This is a genomic window from Candidatus Zixiibacteriota bacterium (genome assembly GCA_040753875.1).
Classification (GTDB): domain Bacteria; phylum Zixibacteria; class MSB-5A5; order GN15; family FEB-12; genus DATKJY01.
This window is the reverse complement of sequence record JBFMDV010000037.1, coordinates 1-23452: the sequence shown is the minus strand read 5'-3', so window position 1 is coordinate 23452 and position 23452 is coordinate 1. Positions and strand designations below refer to the sequence as shown.

Annotated in this window: 13 protein-coding genes and 1 tRNA gene; 5 read left to right on the top strand and 9 right to left on the bottom strand. The window is 57.9% G+C overall.

Annotation, left to right across the window (positions count from 1 at the left end; translation table 11 throughout):
• Positions 1-5 precede the first annotated feature (5 nt).
• The 4 genes from AB1644_13585 (at position 6) to AB1644_13570 (ending at position 6838) form a co-directional block, all read left to right on the top strand.
• Positions 6-557 (top strand): response regulator, encoded by a 552-nt coding sequence (locus AB1644_13585; protein MEW6052079.1) that lies wholly within the window; start codon positions 6-8, stop codon positions 555-557.
• The gene (locus AB1644_13580) at positions 557-1387 is read left to right on the top strand and encodes an HDOD domain-containing protein (protein MEW6052078.1); all 831 of its coding nucleotides are present in this window, start codon (positions 557-559) and stop codon (positions 1385-1387) included. Before AB1644_13585 ends, AB1644_13580 begins: the two co-directional genes overlap by 1 nt.
• An 8-nt stretch (positions 1388-1395) precedes the next feature.
• The gene (locus AB1644_13575; GenBank protein ID MEW6052077.1) at positions 1396-2715 is read left to right on the top strand and encodes an HD domain-containing phosphohydrolase; all 1320 of its coding nucleotides are present in this window, start codon (positions 1396-1398) and stop codon (positions 2713-2715) included.
• A gap of 70 nt (positions 2716-2785) precedes the next feature.
• Positions 2786-6838 carry a PAS domain S-box protein gene (locus tag AB1644_13570; GenBank protein MEW6052076.1) on the top strand — a complete coding sequence of 1351 codons (4053 nt, stop codon included), beginning with the start codon at positions 2786-2788 and terminating at the stop codon, positions 6836-6838.
• 67 nt (positions 6839-6905) lie between these two features.
• Here AB1644_13570 and AB1644_13565 read toward each other — a convergent pair whose 3' ends face one another.
• The 8 genes from AB1644_13565 to AB1644_13530 all read right to left on the bottom strand — a co-directional run bounded on the left by AB1644_13565 (position 6906) and on the right by AB1644_13530 (position 21400).
• Positions 6906-7952, bottom strand: a complete 1047-nt coding sequence (locus AB1644_13565) for a hypothetical protein (protein ID MEW6052075.1) — start codon at positions 7950-7952, stop codon at positions 6906-6908.
• Between the two features lie 338 nt (positions 7953-8290).
• Positions 8291-9286: a DUF5666 domain-containing protein gene (locus AB1644_13560; protein MEW6052074.1), complete on the bottom strand. Its 996-nt coding sequence runs from the start codon at positions 9284-9286 to the stop codon at positions 8291-8293.
• Between the two features lie 224 nt (positions 9287-9510).
• Positions 9511-10923, bottom strand: a complete 1413-nt coding sequence (locus AB1644_13555) for a S8 family serine peptidase (GenBank protein MEW6052073.1) — start codon at positions 10921-10923, stop codon at positions 9511-9513.
• Positions 10916-13657 (bottom strand): CHAT domain-containing tetratricopeptide repeat protein, encoded by a 2742-nt coding sequence (locus AB1644_13550; protein ID MEW6052072.1) that lies wholly within the window; start codon positions 13655-13657, stop codon positions 10916-10918. The genes AB1644_13555 and AB1644_13550 overlap by 8 nt, the downstream gene beginning before the upstream one ends.
• Positions 13615-14190, bottom strand: coding sequence for a hypothetical protein (locus AB1644_13545; GenBank protein MEW6052071.1), 576 nt, complete (start codon positions 14188-14190; stop codon positions 13615-13617). Before AB1644_13545 ends, AB1644_13550 begins: the two co-directional genes overlap by 43 nt.
• A gap of 48 nt (positions 14191-14238) precedes the next feature.
• Complete coding sequence (locus AB1644_13540; GenBank protein ID MEW6052070.1) at positions 14239-14805, bottom strand: sigma-70 family RNA polymerase sigma factor; 567 nt, start codon at positions 14803-14805, stop codon at positions 14239-14241.
• 204 nt (positions 14806-15009) lie between these two features.
• On the bottom strand, positions 15010-16521 hold the full coding sequence (locus AB1644_13535) for a thrombospondin type 3 repeat-containing protein (protein ID MEW6052069.1): 1512 nt from the start codon (positions 16519-16521) through the stop codon (positions 15010-15012).
• A gap of 103 nt (positions 16522-16624) precedes the next feature.
• Positions 16625-21400 carry a right-handed parallel beta-helix repeat-containing protein gene (locus tag AB1644_13530; protein MEW6052068.1) on the bottom strand — a complete coding sequence of 1592 codons (4776 nt, stop codon included), beginning with the start codon at positions 21398-21400 and terminating at the stop codon, positions 16625-16627.
• A gap of 1125 nt (positions 21401-22525) precedes the next feature.
• Here AB1644_13530 and AB1644_13525 point away from each other — a divergent pair.
• Positions 22526-22598, top strand: a tRNA-Asn gene (locus AB1644_13525).
• Between the two features lie 248 nt (positions 22599-22846).
• Here the strand turns inward: AB1644_13525 and AB1644_13520 are convergent.
• Positions 22847-23212, bottom strand: a complete 366-nt coding sequence (locus AB1644_13520) for a CPBP family intramembrane glutamic endopeptidase (GenBank protein ID MEW6052067.1) — start codon at positions 23210-23212, stop codon at positions 22847-22849.
• Positions 23213-23452: the final 240 nt, after the last annotated feature.

Genomic DNA, 23452 nt, shown 5'->3' with positions numbered 1-23452 from the left:
AACGTATGGAGCAATACACAGTACTGTTTGTCGATGATGAGCCGTTCATCTTGAAAGCGCTGCTTCGCCTGTTTCGGGGCGATCCAATTGCCGTGGTGACGGCTAACAGCGCCGAGGAGGCCTTGGAACTGCTCAAACATCAGCCCGTACAACTGTTGGTCACGGACAATATGATGCCCGGTATGACCGGTGTCGAACTGACCCGGAAGGTCAAGGACCTGTATCCCGACACGCTGAGGATCATACTGTCAGGCCAGTCCGATATGGAGGCGGTGCTGAAGGCGGTCAATGAAGGGGAAGCGTACCGCTTCATCCTCAAGCCCTGGGCCGACCTCGATCTCAAGGCCACTGTCAATATCGCCCTGGCGCAATACAAGCTCATGCAGGACAATCGGAGGCTCATGGCTGAACTGGAAGCGAAGTCGGCGCTGTTGAAACATCTCCAGCAGAAACATCCCGATTTGTTTCGCGAAATTGAACCGTACAAGACACACGAACTGACCCTCGATGACGCAACCGCCGTGCCGCTGATGACGCCGGCCGGAGAGAAGTCCTGATGCCCCGTGCCGTAGCCGATGTCTTGCAGCAGTTGTCCATGCTGCCGCCGTTCCCCAAGGTGACGACCAAGCTCCTTGCCATGCTGCAGGACGACACTGTATCGATGGACGATTTAGCGGTGGTTGTCTCATCCGATCCTTCCCTGGCAACCAAGGTCATCCATTTGTCCAATTCCCCGTTCTACATGGTGGCGCGGCAGGTGGAGACGGTGAAGGATGCCTTGTTCGTTCTGGGCGTTGGTTCGATCAAGAGTATCACGACCGGCTTGTCCATTCAGAAAGGCCTGAATCAGCTGCAGCCGAGGTCGGCGCTGTTCAACATGCAGGATTTCTGGAAACATTCCTACGCTACCGCTATCGTCGCCAACAAACTGGGCGCACGGCGTGACCGCAAACTCGGCGACAGCCTTTATCTCGCAGGCCTCATTCATGATGTGGGCAAGATGATCATGGCCTATTACTGGCCTGAGGTTTGGAAGGGGATCGTCAAGACGCAAGCTCAGACGAGTGAACCGGTGTACGACATCGAAGCCCGGCTCTTCCACCACACTCACGCCGCCATTGCGGCCGAGCTGTTTCGGAACTGGAAGTTCCCGCCCGCCGTGATCGAACTCGTGGAGTACCACCATGCGTGCGAGCCGGTGCAAGGGGCACCCGGCGTAGAGCGCTCGCTGCTCTGGACAGCCAACGTACTGGTTAACGCCCATGGCCACGGCTTCCCGCTGGCCCGGTTGAAACCGCCGGTCGTTTTCGATGTCGACGCCTACCAGGACGTGACGGACACGCTGGACGAGGAGCTGGAATACCAACTCCGCATGCTCACGACCTGAGGTTGAAGATGGCTGAAGTACTCTTTGTCGATGACGAGCAATCGATCCTCGCGGCCCTTAAGCGGGCCTTCCGGGGCTTTGAGAACTATGAATATCATTTCGCGGCCTCCCCCCTTGAGGCCCTGGAAGTGATGTCCCAGCACAGCATCACCGTCCTGGTAAGCGACCACAAAATGCCGCAGATGACCGGGGCCGAGTTTCTCGCGCGCGTAAAGGAAAAGCGGCCCGACACGGTCAGGATATTTCTCACCGGCCAGGCGGATCTCGAGGCGGTTCAGAAGGCAGTGAACAGCGGCGAGATTTACCGATTCTTCGTGAAGCCCTGGAAGGACGACGAACTGCGTACTGCGGTCAGACAGGCGGTTGAATTCCACGGTCTGACCACTGAGAACCGCAGACTTCAGGAACTTACCAAATCTCAGAATGAAGAACTGACTAAGCTGAACGACCAGCTTGACCATCAAATACAGCTCCGCACAAAACAACTGGCCGACGCGCTGTTTACGGCGCGGTCACTCAATGAGCAACTGGCGCAGGGTATGCACGCGGGTACCAAGGCGCTCTTCAGCATGATACAACTGGCCCGTCCTGAGCTGGGAAGCCACAGCCGTCGCGTTGCAGATCACTGCCTGGCCGTGGGCGAAGCGCTCGGGTACAAGGGCGAGGAACTGCGACAGCTTGAGATTGCAGCCCTCTTGCACGACAGTGGTAAGCTAGGACTTCCCCCGTTCATCGTCGAAAAACACATCTCCGACTACTGCAAGGAGGAGCACGATCTTTATCGGACTCATCCGTTCATCGGGTCCGAATATCTGAAAGGCGTACCGCAATATGAGCAGGTCTGCGAGATTATTCTCGACCACCACGAGCGATCGGACGGCAGCGGTTTTCCGCGGAATCTCAAGGGGGGACAGATCACGTCCGAAGCTCTCCTTATAGGCATCCTCGACGAGTACGACCATCTCGTAAATCGTCCTCAGCACAATCAGGAATTCAACTATCAATACACCTGCCAGCATCTTGCAGAATATGCCGACCGCCAGTACCCGGGACGAATCGTGCAGGCGGTACTCGATTACGCTGCCCGTGTCAACGATCGGTTATTGTCCAGCGACGAGATGCGTATCAGCCTAGTAGAGCTGTCGCCCAATCTGATGCTGGCCCGAGACGTCTATTCCATGAGCGGCTCTCTGCTTCTGGCGGCCGGCGCCACACTGACAGCACAGAGCATCGCCCGCCTGCGTGCCATCGCCAAGCTCGACCCGCTGGCAGGGGAAATCGCGGTATTTAAGAAGGACCGGCGGCATGCGACCCAAGCCGTTAACTGATAAGGACTTGCGGACAGGCCGTATGCACCGTCACGAACTATAGACTTTGGTGGGTGGAGTGCGGGGAACCATGATTAACAAGCTGTCGACTCAGCGGAGGTTTCAACTCCTGTTGTCCGTACTGGCAGTCGGTGCGGTTTCGATCATCTACAGTCTACATTCCGCGGAAGAGGCAAAGGTCGATCAGGTCATCAAGAACAGTTTGGCTCACCTGGACCGAGATCTCGAACAATCGATTGAGCAAGGTGGAGGGCCGATTCGGACTCTTTGCAACGATTATTCGAGGTGGGACGAGATGATCACTTTCGTGCAATCGAGGGACACACAATGGGCGCGCGAAACATTAGTCCCGGCGCTGACTTCGGCTGATGGTGATGTGGCATGGGTGTTTGACGGATCGGCATCGCTGTTATATGCCGCATCGACCGGCGCCGCACGGGAACGGAATATTCTTGCGGAGCTGGATTCTGCAGCATCTAAGAGCCTTACCGGAAATACGTTCGCACACTTTTTCACTGGTGTTTCGGAGGGTGTTATCGAATTCTGGGGCGCTCCTATTCAGCCGACTGCCGACCACTCGCGGTCGGCTCCTGTGTATGGCACATTTGTGGTAGGTCGCATCTGGAATGCGGACCGTCTGGCTCAGTTGGCCGGACGGCTTGGCTTTGGGGCCAGACTGTCGGTCGTACGAGGGCACGAGGAATCACGTGAAAGTTCCTTTGAAACGTCCGATCGCGACACGTACCGGGTGACACGCCCGCTGCCTGGGCCTGACCATGCGCCCATCGCGACACTTGTCGGCGATTTCGATTTGCCGCTGTCCCGCGAACTTCAGTCGGCCCACGGACGCTACCTTATTTACACCGTCGTATTTGCCGCCATGATGATGTTTCTGTTCAGCTTCGCCATCTCACGCTGGTTCAGTCGTCCGCTGACAACAATCTGCGACAGCCTGGAAGCACGTGACACGGGGGGTCTGGCGCGGTTGGAGACAAGTGGGCCGGAGATGTCAAGGATAGCTTCGACAATCGCGGTCTTCCTCGAACAGGCACGCACTCTCGAAGGAAACGAGGCGGCGCTGACCGCCAGTGAACGCCGGTATCGAATCACTGCCGAACAGACCGGACAGATAATTTACGACTGGGACGTATCAGGGAAACAGGTCTCACGGGCCGGGGCGATTCAGCAGATCACGGGATACACGCCGGCGGAGTATCAGGCTTTCGACATCGACGTGTGGCGGGAGGCAGTTCACCCCGATGATCGCGAACGGGTTTCGGCAGCACTCGCCGAAACGATTCGGCACGGCGGCACATTCCACGCCGAATACCGTATGCGGGTGAAAGACGGCTCCTACCGGTATATTGAGGATGTCGGCTCGATGGTCAGCGAGGCCGACAGCGGTTCAGCGCACCTCCTGGGCAATATGAAGGACGTTACTGACCGCCGACTTGCCGCTGAATCGCTTCAGGAATCCGAAAACCGATTTCGGACGCTGTTCGAAGGGGCGCGTGACGCAATTGTCATCTGGGACTCCGAGACAGGCCACGTCCTTGACGCCAACGAGCAGGCGACGGCACTCTTTGCCCGCTCCAGGTGGGATTTGATCGGTATGCATCGATCCGAGCTTCATCCGCCCGACCACGCTCACGAATATGACGCGTTGCTTGGCGCACAGAATACAGGAGAGAGCAGCCAGGCAGTCGAGGTTGAGATCCTCACTTTCTACGGGCTACGTGTTCACGCTGAAGTCAGCGCCAATGTGCTGGTCCTGGCCGACGGCCGCCATGTCGTACAGGGGATCTTTCACGATATCAGTCAGCGCAAAAAGTACGAGGAACAACTCCGGTCTCAGTACAACTTCCTGCAACAATTCCTGGACACGATACCGAATCCCGTGTACTACAAAGACGCAGAGGGTCGCTTTTTGGGACTGAACTCGGCCTTTGAGCGCGTCGCCGGAGTCAAGAGGGATGTCTTAATAGGCAGGACCGCGTTTGAATCGTGCCCGGCTGACCCAACGCTTCTGCACGCCAGTACTTCCAGCGAACTGCAACGCAAACCCGGGGTCCGCGTGTTCGAGGCGCCGATGACGTTCGCGGACGGCAGCCGGCATGATATTATCTACCACGAAGCGACCTTCTCCGGACCCGATCAGGAAGTCGCCGGCGTCGTGGGCGTAATGATCGACAACACCGATCAGAGAAATGTCATGCGTGCCCTGAAGGAGAGCGAGAACAAGTTTCGAACCGTATTCGAGCATTCGTCCGACGCCATTCTCCTGCTGACGGACAGTGTCATAGATTGCAACGAGAAAGCATGCGATCTCTTCGGCGGCTCGCGTGATGAGCTGGTTGGACGCACCCCGGACGACCTCTCCCCGACTGTGCAACCCGACGGCCGGGCGTCGGGAGATCTGACACCCGAACTGATTGCCCAGGCACTCGACGGCAAGCCGCAGTTCTTCACATGGCAGGTGCGAAGGCTTACCGGCGAGTTGGTGGATACCGAAATCTCTCTCAACGCCATTACACTGCAGGGACGCTCGGTGCTCCATGCCACCGTTCGCGATATCACGGCCCGACGACAGGCCGAAGAGCAGATCAAGAAACTCGCTGCGGCGGTGGCTCAGACGGCCGAAGCTGTCGTCATCACCGATCCATCCGGTTCAATCGAATACGTGAATCCCGCCTTTGAACGGATGACCCAATACCGGGCCGGCGAGGTCAGGGGGAAAAACCCGCGCATTCTGAGGAGCGGCAAACAAGACGCGGCGTTTTACGAGGAGATGTGGCGAATGCTCAGTGAAGGCAAAATCTGGCACGGCAGGCTGGTGAACTTGAGGAAGGACGGCTCCAGCTATACTGAGGATATGACAATCTCGCCGGTTCTCGATCATCACGGCAACTGTACGAATTTCGTGGCAGTCAAGCGCGACGTTTCGCACGAGGTGGCGCTGGAGCAGATGCTTGCCCAATCGCAGAAAATGGAGGCAGTGGGGCGACTGGCCGGCGGGGTGGCGCACGACTTTAATAACCTATTGACGGTCATCGCCGGCTATTCGGACATACTGGTTCGCAAGCTCCAGGCCGACGAGCGACTGCAGGGGGATGCGGTCGAGATCAAGAAGGCAGCCGACCGCGCCACCGCCCTCACACGCCAATTGCTCGCTTTCAGTCGCCGTCAGGTCGGCCAACGGCAAACCATCAATCTCAATACGCTCATCACCGACATGAACAAGATGCTCAAGCGCCTCATCGGCGAAAACATCGAGATGGACCTGAGGATCGAAGCGGACCAGGCAGTGGTTCTCGCCGATCCCGGACAGATCGAACAGGTGGTGATGAATCTGGTCGTCAATGCGCGCGATGCGATGCCCGAGGGGGGCCGCCTCCGTCTGGCGACCACCAATCAAACGCTGTCGGAAGAGCGAACCATCGGCCGCTTCGTCCTGCGCGCCGGTTCCTACGTCACGCTTCAAGTGAGCGACAATGGCGCCGGCATGAATGAAGAGACACTCACGCACATCTTTGAGCCCTTCTTCACCACCAAGCAGGTTGGCCAGGGAACGGGTCTGGGATTAGCCACCATCTACGGCATCGTCAAGCAGATGGAGGGGGGCATCGAAGTGACCAGCGAACCGGGTCTGGGGACAACCTTCACGATCTTTCTCCCGCGGAGCGACAAGCCTGGCGAGCCTGTGAGTGTCGACAACAGCAAACCGGCAGCGGCCAAGGGCGAGACCATCTTACTGGTGGAAGACGAAGAGATCGTGCGCTCCCTGGTGAGCAAAATGCTGAAGGACCTCGACTATCAGGTCGTTACCTGCGAATCTCCCGAAATTGCACTCGAGTACGCGTTTGACCTGACCCGGGGCATTGATCTTCTCCTGTCAGACGTGATCATGCCGAAGTTGGATGGTCGTCAGTTGGCCGAGCAATTTCGCGCCATCAGACCACAGACGAAAATACTCTTCATGTCGGGATATCAGGACACGATCTTGTCAGAAGAGTTTCTCGCTGCCATCGGAGCAGGCATTATCACCAAGCCATTTAGCCGCGACACCGTAGCGCGAAAGATCCGCGAGACACTGGACGCACAACCGGCTCCTACTGCTGCTTGAAGACTTGCTGGTATTATCGCGGGGGCCCACCAGCTGAGCCCCCGCATCCCACCTCAGGAGTCTGCACCTACTGGGTGCATATGGTGGCATTAAAGCGTGTTAAGACCGTTCCTATCGGGCTGCAGATCGCCTGACCCGTCTTGGTTCCGGCAAACAGGAGACCGACCGGATTGTTGTTGGTGTCATTCGTGACCACCAGCGAGCCGGAATCGCCCGCCTTGTCGAACTTCCTGGTCGTCATGAACTGACCGACGAACTTGGCGGTGCCCGTCGTATAGCCGACATTCACGGTGACGTTGATCGACGCGATCGTACCGGTTGTCAATTCCGTTGTCCGTCCGACCTTCTTCACGGTGAGCCCGACGGCGGGCGCGACGATCGTGCTGCCGGGGTAACCGTAATAACTGGCCAGTGTACCGCAGGTAACGTCGGTCGTGGAGTATAAGGCGACAGCGGCATCGATGTAGTTATTGGTACCGTCGAACTTGAGCGGCTCGAAATCGGACAGGTCGGCCACTTTATCGGTGGTGACATAGTTGGCGCACAGCGGGGAATTGTCATAACGACCCGGCTGAACGATATCTTCGCCGATAGCCGCGTTGTTCTCGCGGGCCAGCACGTGGTTGTTGCTGAGAATGTACTTCTGCCCGCCGATGTACACCTGGCAGCCAATCGTACCGGCTGCGCATTCCAGATTATTGCCTACCGACACACCGATAGGTACCGGACGATACCGACCTGTCAATTCGTGGGCAGTGAAGGCACCGGTTTCCTCGATAACGACGGAAACGCCTTCGATCGAAGAGGCCACTTTGCCGGCCGACGCCTCAATTGGCCCCGACGTGAACACCTTGATGACCGGCTTGCCGTTTTCATCGACGCTGGTGCCGGTACCGACGACACCATCGATAGCCAGCAGGGCATCGGTGTGCCTGTTCTGAATACCCATCACTTTGGCTATTTCAGCGGGGTCGCCAGGCAGGTAGCTGGTGAGAGCGAGATTGTCGGCGGGCGCGTTGATGTCGCGGTTGCAGCCGGTCCAGAAAAGGGCGGAAGCGGCAACCAGGAGGATGACAAACAATACCGCAATAAGACTAAAGCGCGTCTTATTCATGGTGCAGTCCTTCCAACGGGGTTTGTGAGTGTTGTTGTGACATGGGGATGATTGCCGACGTCCTCTGCTTTCCTCAGCAAAGCCGGGCGGTCGGCTGCGGTGTGATCACTTGGGCGCACACCAGCGCCTGAAAATAGTATTCGTGACTCTGTCCTGGCGCCTCCTTTCTTCTTGGTGTGAGTTTCGTCGGTCACGGATATATCGACTCCTTTTTCGCGCTTCGTATGCGACGCTGAGCGGATCGGTTTCCCGACCCACTCAGCATCAATCACCCCACTGGTCAGTAACCTCTGCCGAGCCCGAGAGGGCACCCAGGCTGCGCGACAGGGGGTCACGGTTCAGGGCGTGACCGTTTTTTCCATCTGGCAGACTTTGAGTGTATCCCCAGCCAGAGGGAATCCCTTCACGGAGACGAATTCGCCGGTCGCGAAATCAGCCAGGGTGAGCGGTTCACCGTCCAACCCGGTCAGCTTCGCACCCTGGCAGACCGTACCGATCCAGGGGAGAGCATCAAAGGTCACCACTCGCGCGGTGACATCTACTGAGGCGAGGTAAGCCTCAAAGGTAACACAGAGCTTTTCGGGACAATTGATGAGTTTGATCTTTCCGGCCAGGAGAGTCGCTTCGTCGACAATATTCGCGCGGACTTCCACCACATCACCAACCTGCAGGTCGCTAAAGACGAGTGAGGTATCGTGCGAAACCTGGAAGCCGCCAGGACCGTCGGGATTCGGCTTGCCGGCGCTGTTATTGCAATCACCGTTCGGGCCGTTGGGGTCAATCGTGGGGTCCATTGGACCGAACTGCTGCTTGGTGATTACTCCCCAAATGACCGTGTTCTCATCGACGAGAATGGATTGGGTGTGGTTCTTGACCGTGAACGTACCTGCGGCGTAGTCAATCGTGGCAATCGTGTCGCGGAACGCCAGATCATAGCCCAGCCCGGCGGCCGATTGACACAACTGAAGCTTGGTGGCATAGACGTAGCCATCTTGGTTACGCGTCCCAACAACGCCCATCGAATCTCCGGGCTGGATATCGGTGAACGGGATGGGTGCCTCCGTGCTGCCTTTGAGTCGCACAATCTGGCAGTTGTGCAGCGCGAACACGGTATCGGGATTACCGACAAAGGTCAGCATGAGACGGTTCTGATCAGTGGTCTCCACCCGTGCCGAGAACTGCACCGGACCGGGCGCGGCAGCCTGAGTATAGAACAGCCCGCCATCGGCGGACGTCGTCATAAGCGGATCCATCGGGGCCTGCCGGTTGCAGCCCACCACCGTTACCAGTGCGATGAGCGGCAGAACACCGAGCAGAATCATTTTGGCTTTCATAGGAATTGCTCCTCTTGTTTGGTTACACCTGTCAGCGACTTGTGAGTACTCGTCAAGCATGTATCTGTTCAGCAGAGCCAATTGTCGGGGATTCCGTTCCTCCCGAGTGCAGGAAATTCGACTTATTTGTCTACGTGTAGAGTGTCAAGCCCCAGGTAAGTAATAAAAGGGAGCGCCGGTTGGCCGGCGCTCCGCACATCGAAACAAGTGGAGGAAAAACGTGCTTATGGGATCATGCAAGTGGTTGTCACGTTGAAAAACAGATGGTCGATCAGAGCGGTGAGATCCCCCACGTCCACCACGCCGTTACAGTCGGCATCGGCGCTCGGGGCCACAAGCGATTCACCAAGACTGAAAAACAGGAAATCGACCAAGCCGTTCAGGTCGGAAATGTCAACCGTCAGATCGCCGGTCACATCGCCGTGGACGTGAGTCAGCACCGATTGCAGTGCCGCCACCGGATTTATCAGACCGGTTCCGAGGAGCCCTTCGAGTCCCGGGTTCAACGAATCGACACTGACAGCGGTCTGTGAAATCGTAGTGTCCAGCTGCTCCCAAACCAAAGTCGAGTCGACTGACAATATGAGCGCAGCCAGACCGGTTACGAATGGCGCGGCGAAGCTTGTCCCCTCCCACGTCGCATAGGTCGTGTCGAGAAACGTGCTGTATATCTCTGTGCCCGGCGTACAGACGGCGATCTTGGTGCCGTAGTTGGAAAAATCCGCTTTCTGGTTCAGGGTATCTAGCGCCGCTATCGCCAGACAATAAGTACGTGTCGCCGGGAACGGGAAAATAGCGTTGAGGTCAGTGGAATCGTTGCCGGCCGATGCCACCACCATGATGTTTCGCTGTTTGGCCAGCTTGAGCGCCTCATCGAGCGCATCGTGCACACCCACCATGCCGAGGCTCAGATTAATGACGCTACAGCTGTCGTCGATCGCCTGAAGTACGGCGCCGGCAATGCTGTACCCATCCCCCACTCCCCCGGTGTCGAGTACACGATAGACATAGATATTGGATGCCGGCGCGACCAAATGGAGCAGGCCGGCTATGAACGTACCGTGCCCGGAGCAGGAACCGCCGGGCTCATCGAAAGCCAGGGCATCATTACTCACGTAGTCCCATCTCGTCACAAATTGGTCAGCGATCAATGCGAACTCAGGATGACTGAAATTAACCCCGCCGTCTATCAGAGCGATATTGATGCCGTCACCTTCGGCGATAAGGTGGGCATCTTCCAGATTGATTGTCGTTGCGGCTTTCTGTGAGTCGATGGGAAGCCGCGCCTGGGCATCCACGAACGGAGAACTTCGCTGCAATCCCTCCGGCGCCGCCAGGTAGTAATTCGGGCGGCAGAACTCCACACCGACATAAGCCTCGATGCTGATCGCCAGACTCTCGGCATTCTGACCCTGCGGAATTATTAGCAGGTAGCAGTCCGTGGCGATCTGGTGGCTTTTGACCACCGTGCCGAACTCAGCGTTAACGGAATCAATGGTGTAATCGGGGAGCATTCTGCAGACCAGCTCATCCGGAACAAAATGACCTCGGCCGGTTCTGGCTATGGCCGGGGTTGAAAGCAGAACCGCAAGACCAAACAACAATGCCGCGACCGGAAGGAATCGTCTATTAGACATCGTGACCTCCTATATCACTTGCCCCAAAGACAGAGAAGGCCGCCCAATGATAGGCCGAGGGGAATCGCTCCCGCACGGCCAGAGCGGCGCGGCGGGCCGAGACAAGTACAGGCTCGCCGGAAAAGTAGGTATCATAAAACGTTTGCATCCACGAGGCTGTTGACTCATCGGCAACCGGCCAGTGGCCGGCAACGACATTTCGGGCGCCCATCTCCAATAGCGAGCGAACCAGCCCGGTCGATTCCTCGCCGGGCAACGTCACCTCCTCACCACTTCGACAGGCGGCAAGGGTCACGAGATTAACGCGACATCGCCGTAATCTGAAATCGGCGGCGAAAAAGGGCCCGTCCTCCAGGATCAAGTACGAATAAAACGGGTTGTCCTCCCGGACCTGGGCGTGGCCGGAGTAGTGCCAGACCTCGGCGTCGCCGGATACCGGCCATTGGTCGCGCCGTCCCGGATCATGCACAGCAGCCCGGCTCCCGGCGCGATCGACCAGCATGGCGATCTCCTTGTCCACCATAGGCAGATTATCGGCCGCTCCCCGGAAAACATCGACCGTAGTACCCACGGCCTGTACCCGGCTGGCGGCCAGATAATGTCTGAGACTTGGACTCAGTGTAACATGATGTGAGGAAACCAGCGGCTCGCAATCGCAAATCAAGGCGCCCCACGGGAGATTCGCCAGCTCTCCCTCGGGAAGGATCAACAGTTCCTGTGAGTTTCTGTCGATCTCCAATGGCCGCCAAAGCCACTCCCCTATGTTCTGCCAGAGCGATAGTTCGAAGTCAATCGAGGTCGTCTTTCCCGATTGCGGTGACAACAGTTGTCGTTCTAAAATGAAACGCCATTGTTCGAGAGCCTGGCCAAGCCGCAGGCGTCCGCCGTCGAATCGGGTGACGGTCGTTGCGCCCGAACGGTGAACAAACGCGAAGATATCATCCCCCTGCAGATGAAACTGGATGATCGGCAACTGGTGCGATACGGACTTGAACTGCTCCGCGATCATCTCTGCCGAATCGGTGGACGACAGTGACACCGTGCTTGCCGACGTAAACTGTTCCCGGATCTGCCGCTGGAGTTTTGATACGGCGTGATTGCTCCCGGCTGGCCTCCAGCCCCGCTCACCTTTCGACTGGCTCACGTGCCGCGCGGCAGCCGTCACCTGAGCAGCTAACTCGGAGAGACTCTGACCGATTCGCTCCCGCTCCGCCGGTGATGTCGCGCCCGGAAGGGGCGACCAGAGTCCGGTGGTTTTGTACCGCTCGGACCACACCGCCGCTGTCAACGGATCACGATCCGCTTCTGACGCTATGAGACGCAGGTGCGGCGAGGACTGGCGGCGAGAATAGGCGTTTCGTAGTTCGACCGGCGGCAGTTGCGCTCGAACGTCATCAAGCCGATTAGCAGCTTCACGCCAGAGTCGTTGCGCGCCCGGCATGTCCCCCAGCTGCCACCGGTGGTCGCCATCGAGCGTTCGTCCGAGGGCAAAAAGATGAGGCACCTGTTGCGCCGCTTTGTTGGCACGCAGCCGCGACAATGCTTCCGAGCCCTCGAAGTTCGAGGATACGCGCCGTAAATCGCACACTGCCTCCCAGAACGGCATGCGGGCTCGCGCAAACAGCCGCTGAGCCGATTTCAAATGACTGCGCACGGCGCGAATGCTGGTATCAGCGACATCGGCGGCCACCAGGTGCGCCACTCCCGAAAAGCCCTCGTTCCGTTCGGCACGAAACCAGGCGCGCGCCTGTTGGAGCCTTCGGGAAGCCTCGGCCGACCAACCGAGTGACTGGGCCGCCTGTGCCTGAAACAGAGCCGCCTTGGCCCGCTCGTACCTGAGGTTCAACTTCGCAAACCGTCGCCCGGCCGATGCCGCATCCTTTCTGGCATCTTCGTAGAGCCCCAGAGTCAGGTATACTTCGGCCCGGTCAAGGGTGCAGAGCGTTTCACCGCGCGGGTCGCCGCCATGATGATACGTCGTCTCACACGCCGACAATTCGAGCAACGCCTGGTGAAATCGACCGCTCAACATCCACAGCCACGCCAGTCCGTACCGGACATCGCAGGCATCAAGTTCATAGCCGGCCTTTTCGTAGATTGACCTGGCGCGGCAGTAGAGTTCTTCGGCGTCGGAAAACTCGAACATTTGAACAAGCACGTTCGCCCGATTGTACAGGCAGCGGGCCAGTGCCACCTGATTATCGGTCTTGTCGAAATACGTCGCCGCCTTCCGATACCACCTCTCTGCCAGACGGTGCCGGTCCTGCCGATGCAGCAGATTCCCGTAGTTGACCCATGTCTGCGCCAGATCGCTGTCGGCCCTGAGCCGTGTGAATGTCGCCATGGCCGAACGAGCGTGACCGGCGGACCTGCCGAAGTCATTGAGATACATGTAAACATCGACCAGTGTCCGGTCGATTCGGCCGCGAACGAGCGGATCGGCTCCCGCCTCTTTGCGTGCCAGGAGGTAATACTTGCGGGCTGCGCTATGGTTGCCGCTGAAGTGGTTCATACGCGCTACCGCGCGCAACGCTGTCGATCGGAGTGGTCCGCCGTGGACGCGGGCCCGGGACAGGAATCGATCGGCCAAGCGAAGGCCCCGCTTGAATGAACGGCGCGAGGCCGCCTGGATCAACTGCTCGCAAGCGGCCGCGAGGTCAGTATCTGCAATATCGGTGATCTTCCCCGATGTCAGGAATCGCCGGACTGCTTTTTCGCGCGCGGACGTGTCCACTTAAGCTCCGGCAGCATGACGGTGGCGCCGTCGATACGAATCGTCATTTTCTTCGGAGGCCGCGGCGCCCTCCATTGATAAATACCATTTTGGTCGGGCAATAGAACCTGCTTATCGGCCCTCAGCTCACCTGTCGAGCGGTCAGAGACATTGGCCTGAGCGACAAATCGCCATTCGTCTTTGTGTCGCTCCGCTCGCATATCAAAGAGGAATCCGACTGCCTCGAACGAGACCCGTCGATGGCCCAACGTTGCCTGGCCGCGAACACCGACCGGTTGCGGCACCGCCCACGAATCGAACGTCAGCCTTGCCGCCAGCTCCTTCAATCTCCCGACAACACCTGCCTGAGGACCGGCGACGCTACGAGCTTTGACTACCCATCCCGTTGGTGGTTTGGGCAATGGAGCGCGGCCGGACACCCTGAAAGCGTGCAACAGCCGGACCGACTCGGCGCACTCTTCGCACTCGCGAAGGTGTTTGGAGCGGTTCTCGTCCGGTGTGCTGGACTCTTGTATCAGTTGTTTCCTCGTCAAATGCCTGCTCGTGGCCAAACTCCTTGTCTTCTGCAATAGCAGAGTATCTCAATCGTTATTTCGTTCCTCGAAGTACCCCTGGGCAATGAGGATCCGCTTCAGTTTCTCAAGACAGCGTCGTCGTTTGGCCCCCAACGTGTTGGGAGCAAAACCAAGGTCCCGCGCGATCTGCTCGTATGTCTGCTCCTCATTGGCGAAAAAGAAAAGGTGCAGGAGTTTTCGGCAGGGGAGGTCCAACTCCTCCAACGCCGTTTCGAGGTGCACCTGGGCTTCCAGCTGTTCCAGTTCTTCATCCGGCAGCGGGTTCGTGTCTCTGTCCTCCGGCAAGCGGCGCTCGCTCAGGATCGCTCCGGACCGTTGTTTGAGCCGCAGCGCTTCCCGCTTGGCCGTGGTTACCAGCCACGATGATATTCTGGTGGAGTCATGTATCTGGGCGCGATTTTGATAGAGCAGCACCCACGTCTGCTGGAAGCAATCGGCAGAGTCGGCCATGGACAGGCCAATGTACGATGAGACTCCATACACCAGCGACTTGTAGCGTTCTACGAGTTCTCCCCACGCCGCATGGCTGCCCAGAAGGATTTCAGCCCAAAGCTCGCTGTCGGTTTTGGCCATAGAGTATCAGAGGAGCCGCATGCCGGCATCCGTTCTAAGATACGGTGGAAATGGCCGGTGACAAAGAAGATTAGTGTTGCGTTTGATGGCCGTGCACGGATTCAAAAAAACGTCAGGAGGGTGGTGTAGGCCCCTGAGTGTGAACCACCCTCCTTAGTCCGTTCCGCGGCGCGCACAGCGCTTTCCGGTCCTGTGCAAGAACCCTCATGGACAGGCCGGCAGATTTGCGCCGAAGAACAGAAAATCTATCAACTTCTGCAGATCCGATATGTCGACTGAGCCGGACCGATCGACATCGTTTTCCTGAAAACAGGCCGAAATGCTCCCCCCGAAAAAGAGATAATCGACCAATACGGACAGGTCAGAAATATCGACCACGTCATTCGCATCGCCATCGGCATTACCGGTCAGCATCAGGCAGCAGCCGTCGCAGACGTCACCGATCCCGTCCTGATCCTGGTCCGCCTGATCGGGGTTCGGTACCAGTGGGCAGTTGTCGCACGCATGCCCGACACCGTCACCATCGCCGTCTGCCTGGTTCGTGTTCGGCACGCTGGGGCAGTTGTCGCATACGTCGCCGACGTTGTCGGCGTCGGCGTCGGCTTGATTGGGATTGCTGATGAGTCTGCAATTGTCGCACGCGTCACCGAAGCCATCGGCGTCGCTATCGGCCTGGTTGGTGTTGGCCACGGTGGGACAGTTGTCGCATGCGTTCCCGACCCCATCGGCATCGGAGTCGGCCTGATCCGGATTGCTGATAGTCACGCAGTTATCGCACGCGTCGCCGTCACCGTCGCCGTCAGTATCCTGCTGATTGGCGTTGGCGGCAGTCGGACAGTTGTCGCAAGGGGTCGCCTTGCCATCGGCATCGGGATCCGGCGTGATGACAAAGGCGAACGAGTCCAGTGGCGGCGTAGACAGACGCGTCCAGTTGTGGATGGTGCCCCGCGCGGTAACCCGCCAGTAGTATTTGCCGCCCTGGGTTACCGGCACTTTGGCGAGCGTATCGGTGAGATTGTCCCGCGTCACGGTCGTAGGGGGCGTAAACGTCGGCAAGCTGCTCACCTCGAGCTTATAGCGGACCGATTCGCCGGCGTACACGGACCGTGAGGTGCCCCACCAGCAGGTTATGCTGTCGCCGGGACAAGCGGTCCCCAACACTGAACCGTTGGCTGGCGGTACGTCAAGCGGAAACGGCGTGGGGGGATAATTCAAAAGCAGCACCGATCCGGAGGCATCACTTTGAAACGGCACGTTGTTGACATCGCGCGTGTCATGGCTCAGGATGTCGAGCCCCACGCGGCCGGTGTCGATCACTCTGAAGGTCAAACTGGCTACGGTGCCGGGACCGTTGACCGCGATCCCGTACCCCAGGATCAGGCCTTCAATCACCAGCACCGTATTGCCAGATTCAAGTCTGTAGTTGAACACCGTCTGGGCGCCCGACGACGGGAACAATGCCCCTTCCTGAATGTGGACGGCATCGATCAGACTGGCGTCAAGTTTGGTAGCGTCAAAGGCAATCAGGACCTGAAACAGCTTAAAATTGGTTGTAGCCGCATCCACCTGCAATTCGAGGTAGACGTCGGTCCCGATCGGATTGGTGAGAATGACGCTGTCAGGCATGAGAAATATCTTGGCACTTTCGGCGCTCCCGGCGCTCAGCAGAATCATGAGCATGAAGGCGAGCACCGCCGGATAAGACGTTTTGTTCATAAGCATGTTTCCTCCAGTGCGGGCGGGCGGCGGGGCCGATTACTCTTAGGGAGGGGGAACCCTTGCGGGTTCCCCTGGTCCCCGTCTTACCCGACCCGAATGATTACTTCAGGAGTATCATCTTTCGGGTGGCTTCGAAAGTGCCGGCCTCCAGCCTATACAGGTAGACGCCGGAACATTCACGGCTCGCGTCCCACACGTAGTGGACTACGCCGGCCTCGGAGAATCCTTCGACAGATTCCACCACCTGTCCGAGGACGTTGTAAATGGTCAGCTTATACCGACCCGCCTGCGGCAGCGCCAGTTCGATGGTCGTCGCCGGGTTGAACGGGTTCGGATAGTTCTGAGACAACGAGTACTCAGTAGGCAGATTGACACCCGCGGTCCGGGTGAGACTCAGATCTGCCTTGATGTCCTGGTTCTGCCGATCGCGGAATGTCAGTTCCTGACCGGTCAGGTCTACCGCGCCAGTGGTTTTGGCACGGAGAATAACGCGGAACAGCTCGGGGTCAGTGAACGTGACGTTGCTGCCCAACACCACGCCGCTGACATCGATGTTCGAGGCATCCTTCGCAAAGAAGAAGAAGGACTGCGCCACCGCCTCGTACCCCTTGCCGGATTCCACGGCAACGAGCTCGAAGTTATCGGTGTTGTAGTCCAGAATCACGTGATACCCCTTGACCGCCTGCTGATCCCGCACCATCACGGGCAACACCACCTCGGAACCGGCCAGGGCCGCCGAGGGCACGACCACTTCCACTGCGACGGGATCGGTCGTCGGCTTGGCCGTATTCGGGATCGCATTGCCGCTGGTCGACTTCGTGGTGCTTCCGCACGCATACGAGTCATAGTTGATGGCGAAGATCACCAGATCTTCGAAATCGATCGTGCCGTCGGGGATCGGGTATCCGGTCGCGGTGGCATCGATAGTCGGTGCGATATCCAGATACATATTGAACCCGGGATCGCCGGTCGACTGGCTGTACGCCGAGGCCAGCGCACCAAACTCATCGGTGAACTTGATGCATCCATCCGGCGTCGGATAGAAATCACCAAGGATGTAGTTGGTGGCTGTCACCTGAACGTTCGGCCATGGCGACCACAGACCGTGTTTGCTCAGCGTCCAGATCGAGAACGAGTAGATATCCGGACCTGGACCCGGGAACACGAAGAACGTGTCCGCGGTCTCGCCCACTGGGTTCCCTTCCGAGAACGTCAGCGGATGCGGTGGCACCGGATCCGGATAGAGCGGATACTGGTTCTGTCGATTCGACCTGATGTAGTACGACTTGGCATCGACGACCGGCGTCCACATCAGCTTCGTGCTCGCCATCGGTATTCCGACTGCGGTTGTCGGAGGCGCCGGCGGGACGTTGGAGTAGTCGATCGAAGCGCTGTACATCGGGCTCCAGTTACCCGCCAAATCGAGGAACCAGTAGTTGACGGTTTTCAACCCCACACCGGCAGGCGACAGTGGCGCCAGCGCGTGCGGTGACGCAGCCGGAATCGGTCCGGTCGCATTAGAACCGTCGGAGTTCTGGATCCACATGGTCACCACGTCAGCATCCCACGTAATGGCCGCCGTATTGCCGGCGAGATTGTCCGTGTAGCCCGGGGCAGACAACGGGTTAGGTCCGGTGATCACGAACGTTCCGGGACCTGGTGCTGTCTGATCCAGATAGATGGTGACAGAGCCGGAGGCGAGATTGCCGCCGATATCGGCCACATCCATGTTGACCGTCCTGTAGCCGTCACCGGGTGTGAACGTGAAAGACTTCGTGATGGCAAACGGCTCCCATGGTACACCGCTCAACGAACCCTCGCCGAATCTCATCAACCACGGCGTGCCGGGCCAGCAGTTGTCCGTAGCCGCGATATTAAGCGTGACGGTCGGGTTGTTGGTCATGGCGGGACCGGTGTAGGACGTGATGACCGGTCCGGAAGTGAAGTCGAAGTACACCGAGAAGGCGACTGGCGCCGATTCGTTGCCGGCGCAATCCACCGTCTTCACGGCCCCGGCCAACCACGCACATTCAGCCGGAGCAACGCTCCAGGTGTAGCTGTAGTCGAACGTTGCCGCGCCTCCAAAGCTGACGGCGTACTCGGTGTAGGTCGCGCCGCCATCCTCGGAGATCTTCAGTGCCGTGATATCGGCACTCAGACCCGACAGCTTGAGCAGGAAGGTAGTGCTGTTGGTCACACCAGCCATCTCGGCAGGAGGCGTGGCCGTCGAAGCAGCATCCGCCACTACTATGCCGCCAAGCGTAGGCGCTGCGGCATCGTAGAAGATACTGTCCAGAGCCGCTGTGCTGATGTTACCGACATCATCGACGATCCGGATATACAGCAGATTCCACGCATTCGGCGTGACAACGCCGCCGGCAGTCGAATCGGGTGACGGCAAAGCGGTCAGGTTCTTCCAGAAGCCCCATGTTATGTTATCGTATGACCACTGAAGCGTTGTGGCGCCAGGTCCTGACCAGGCGTAGACAGCTTCAATCGACCCGTTCTCGGTGCAATCAAAGTCACCCACATCCTGGAGGTCGTACGCAGTGATCGTCACGGGCGTCTGGTCGAGTTCTATCGAGTCCATCAGCGGTGTGCTGATGTTCCCGGCATAATCCCGAGTGGCGAAGTAGACGTACTTCATCCCGTCGCCAGAACTCAAGGTGACTGACACCGGAGATCCAAGCGCCTGCCAGAGGGGCGAGCCACACACAAGACTGTCCGGGTCCTCGGAGACCGCAAGCTGCACGGCTCCGGAACCTGCGGACGTGTAGGTTCCGCTGACGCTTGTGGAGTTTGTCTTGTTAAGAGCAAAGCCCCAACCCGTCGGCGCGGGGGCGGTCAGGTCGAGAGTGATGTTGTCGGTGGCTTGACTGCTCCGGTTGTTGTACTTGTCGAACAAGTATGCAGTGACAGTCTTGCCGCCGGCACCGCCGCTGAGCGTGAAGTCGTCGGGATCGGCATACGGGACCCTCCCCGGGCCGCCGTTGTACTCGATCTCAAACATATCGCCGGAAGCTGCGAAATCGACTTTCACTAACGCCGCGTTGGTATAGTTGATATTCACGTTGCAGTTGTCATAATCCTGAAGCGTGAGCGAGGTCAACACCGGCGCAGTGCGATCGATCGTGTACGTATAGAACATTTCGTTCGACACGAGTCCGGCGGCATCTTTCACGCGCACGCCGGCCGTGTGGGTGCCCTCAGGAAGAGCAAGCCATACGAAATCGTACTGCGTCGGGCCGCCGGTTCCTGCGGTGAGCGGGTGCACTCCCGGAACTGGGATCCAGTCGCTCCAGGCACCACCGTTGGAGTTCCACTGGAACTTGTCCAGGTCGAAGTTGTCGGTGGCCGACATCGTCAGATACAGTTTTAGGAAAGGACCGGGACCGGCCACGGAACCATCCGAATAGGTATCATCACCGGCCGGATTGTTGGCCGTGAGTGACACCATCACTGGTGCGACATTGTCGACCAGAGTCAGAGTGCCCGCCGAAGTGCCAAACGGCAGCGGGTTGTTCCCCGGATCGCGGAAATCCACGCCCGAGAAACTGAACGACGTCGTCGTATTGGCACCGATCACTTCGAAATTGGCAAACCCCAGACGACCCCCATTGACACCTGGGGTGGTGAAGTTGGCCGCCGCAAACGTCAGGTCGCTGGCGCCAACAACGATGTTGGTGTACAGCGCCGGCGGCGCCGGGCCAAGATAGGCGCCATCATAGTCTGCCGAAGCGGCAACATAGGCCAGCTTGGTATTGTCGAAATTGACCGTAAAATTGTACGCCGCCGTCAACTGGCTGTCCAAGCCTCCGCAGGCCGGCATGGCCCACTCGAAGTCCACTGGGATAATGTCGCCAAGGTTGTAGGTCGTCGCACTGGTGCTGGCGGTCAACAGGTACTTCTGTGGATTGGCGTCGGTAATAAGGCCCGGCGCCATGGTGTAGACCTGATCCGAGTAGAAGTTGCCCGTCCAGAGGCTCGCGAGAGCACCGTCATCGTAGCCCTGGCTGCCGGCACCGCCATTGTTGATGAGACAATTAAAACGGATCCAGTTGGGACTGAACGCTGAATTGGTCACCACAATGCCGTAGTTTCCGGAAGCGTGGACCAGCGAGCTGTCGACATTACTGCTTCCGACTGCGTTGAGCCAGACGCCATAAATGCCCGCTGAATCGACCGTGCAGTGCTTAACCACAGCACCGCTTGTGCCACCGTCGAGATAGATGCCGTAGTTCCCCTTGAAAACGTCAAGGTTGTCCACAACACCGCCGCCCGTGAAGTTGTACAGGGCGGCGCCATAGCCGCAGTTGTCCATCGAGCAGTCCTGTACCGTCGAACCGGTGGCTGAAGCCGAATATACGCCGATGTCCAGGTTGGATAGAGCGAGATTCTGTACCAGAACCCCGCTCACACCGTTGAGGTAGACACCGTAACCGCTGCCCCCAACGATCACCATGTCTTCGACCGTGACACCGTTGCCGTTCACCAGAACGCCAATCCCCTTATATCCGTCGAGCGTCATGTGACGGATCTGAAGATTGGTACCGGCGGTGATGAAGTTGTTGGTGCCCGCGGGAGACGTGAATACAATGTCTCCGACAGCGGCGGCCGGGTCGCCATAGATCTCATCGACCTTGGTCGGGTCATAGGTGAGATTGTAGTCGGAGTAGGCGCCGGCCATGATCACGATCTTGTGCGGACCGTTCGGATAGGTCTGCGCCGTCGTGAGTGCCTGAGCCAGCGTCGGAAATGTCGTCAGCGGATCGCCATTGTCGTCCACTACGAATGTGGAATACTGGGCAAATGACGGTACCGCCAGCGCCAGGCAGATTGCCATTACCTGCAATACTTTTCTATAGGGAAAAGACATTGCCAAATTCCTCCATTACACGTGTCACCGAACATCGCAAGCGATGTCGGTGGTTATGATCCTTCTTGAGTTCGCGCCACGTAACGTGGGGCGAAGGTCACGAAATCGAGTTGTTCTGGTACCCGCCTCCTTTCGGAGTTACGGACGGGGTATCAGGACAAGCCACAACCCACACAGCGTTTTAGCTTGTGTGATGGAGGATATGTCTGTATATTTTGAATGTAGGGCGCTGTCGGGCATATGGATAGAATGAAATCAGTACCCAGATTCCGTCTCTAACCTGTGCCTGACGGTGCTTATTTTATTCCGTAGAGTTCATCAACTCTCGTTACCCAATCGCTGTGGCCTTACCTTCTTCCTCGTCCTGGTTCCAAGTGATCGTAGATTTGCCGTGACAGATCGGTACGAAGACCGCCTGCCAGGCTGATGCGTGTTTGAGCCTGACTCACCTCCTTCCGCGTAAACGGGCAAGCTTCTGCTCGCACCGGAATTAACGGCGGCAGGAACCAAATCCTATGGTTGGATGATTAGAGGGCATACTGCCCACCAAGGGGATACAATCGAGTATGAAAACCTCACGCCCCTGGAAGAACCCATGCTCAATTGCGCCTCGGACTCTGCCGAAGCGGTACCCAACCAATTGGCACCTTTCCTCCGTCCCTAGCCCACGGATGTCCGACTACGGCCCATACGAGCCGCAAGTAGAAGGACGGTCGGATCCACCTTTGTAAATAGCATACTCTCCCCGGGTTCCCTTGTCAAGACCTTTTTGTCTATTTTTCACACCAAGGCGTGGTGGGAGTGTGTCGAGACGAGCAATTGATATCGTGTGAGTCGAGATCACGGACGCCGAAGCGAATTTCGGTGTCGCAAGATGTGCGATTGATCGATATCGCAGTCGTTCTGAAGTTGCGCTTGCTGGATCGTGGAGAGAGCCGATCGCCTCGATGAGTTGAAACCACCCGTGACTGTCGATTGCTGTGTAGGCGCGGGCGGGTGCAATGTACCTTTGTGGCTTCGTGCCGGAACCGATCCGGCCCGCAAAAGGAATTGACATCTTGCCAAAAAGGGGTATACTATCGCCTTGCCCGGAAACGGGAAGGACATTACGTGTTGTTTTGTAACTCCCCTGTAGCTCAGTCGGTAGAGCAGCTGACTGTTAATCAGCGGGTCGCTGGTTCGAGTCCAGCCGGGGGAGCTTTTCACAAGTGCAACCCCTTTCTAACCGGCTGTTTAACAACACCAGTTCCAGAGGCCAGTGCGACCCGCAGAGTAACCGTCCGCCGTGCCATGTCCTGGGAAGAGGACTGGGTTGACGAGGAAGCCACCTCACACCAGGAACCGGATGATTGGTATCTCTTGGAGGCGACGCACAAGGAGATTTGCATTGCTGCTGTCTTTTTCTCTACCTCTTGGACGTCACTTGTAGTGCTTACGCGCATCCAACTAAGAGTAGAGCGCCAGCGTGAGGCCAGCAATAAGATACTGGACGAGGTTTGCGAAGTTGTGACTCACGACGGGCGCAATCAGACTTCTGGTTCGCTCGTAGGCAATGCTGTAAAAGACGCCGAGGATAAACGCCAACGTGACCTGCAGGGTGCTGAAGTCCACAGAGAATGGAGTGAAATTGATCTCCATGTGCGCGTAGGCGAAAATAAGCGCGGCGATCAGACCTGCGGTTGGCACCTTCAACTTTGATATCCTGATTGAGCTCTTCCAAGCCCGCGCCAGGAAAGTCTGCAAGAGACCGCGAAAGAATATCTCTTCTGAGGTCCCGCTCATCAGGCCCCCAAAGGAAGCCCAGCCTAGCAGGTTGGCGGTGGTTGGCGAAAACCCGAGCGGCGCTGGTTCTCCCTGGAGGAAATTGGGCAGGAAGTTTATGACTGCAACGGCCCCAAAGATGAGGAAGAACCAAGAAATGTACTTTCTAGTGTCCTGCGTCTAACGCTTCTTTACTTTTGGCAATTTTCGCCATGATGCGCTCTACTGGCGCCGTCCATACGAAAACGCGTGGGTTTTGGTTATGGTTTTCCACGTATTGCTCTATGACTT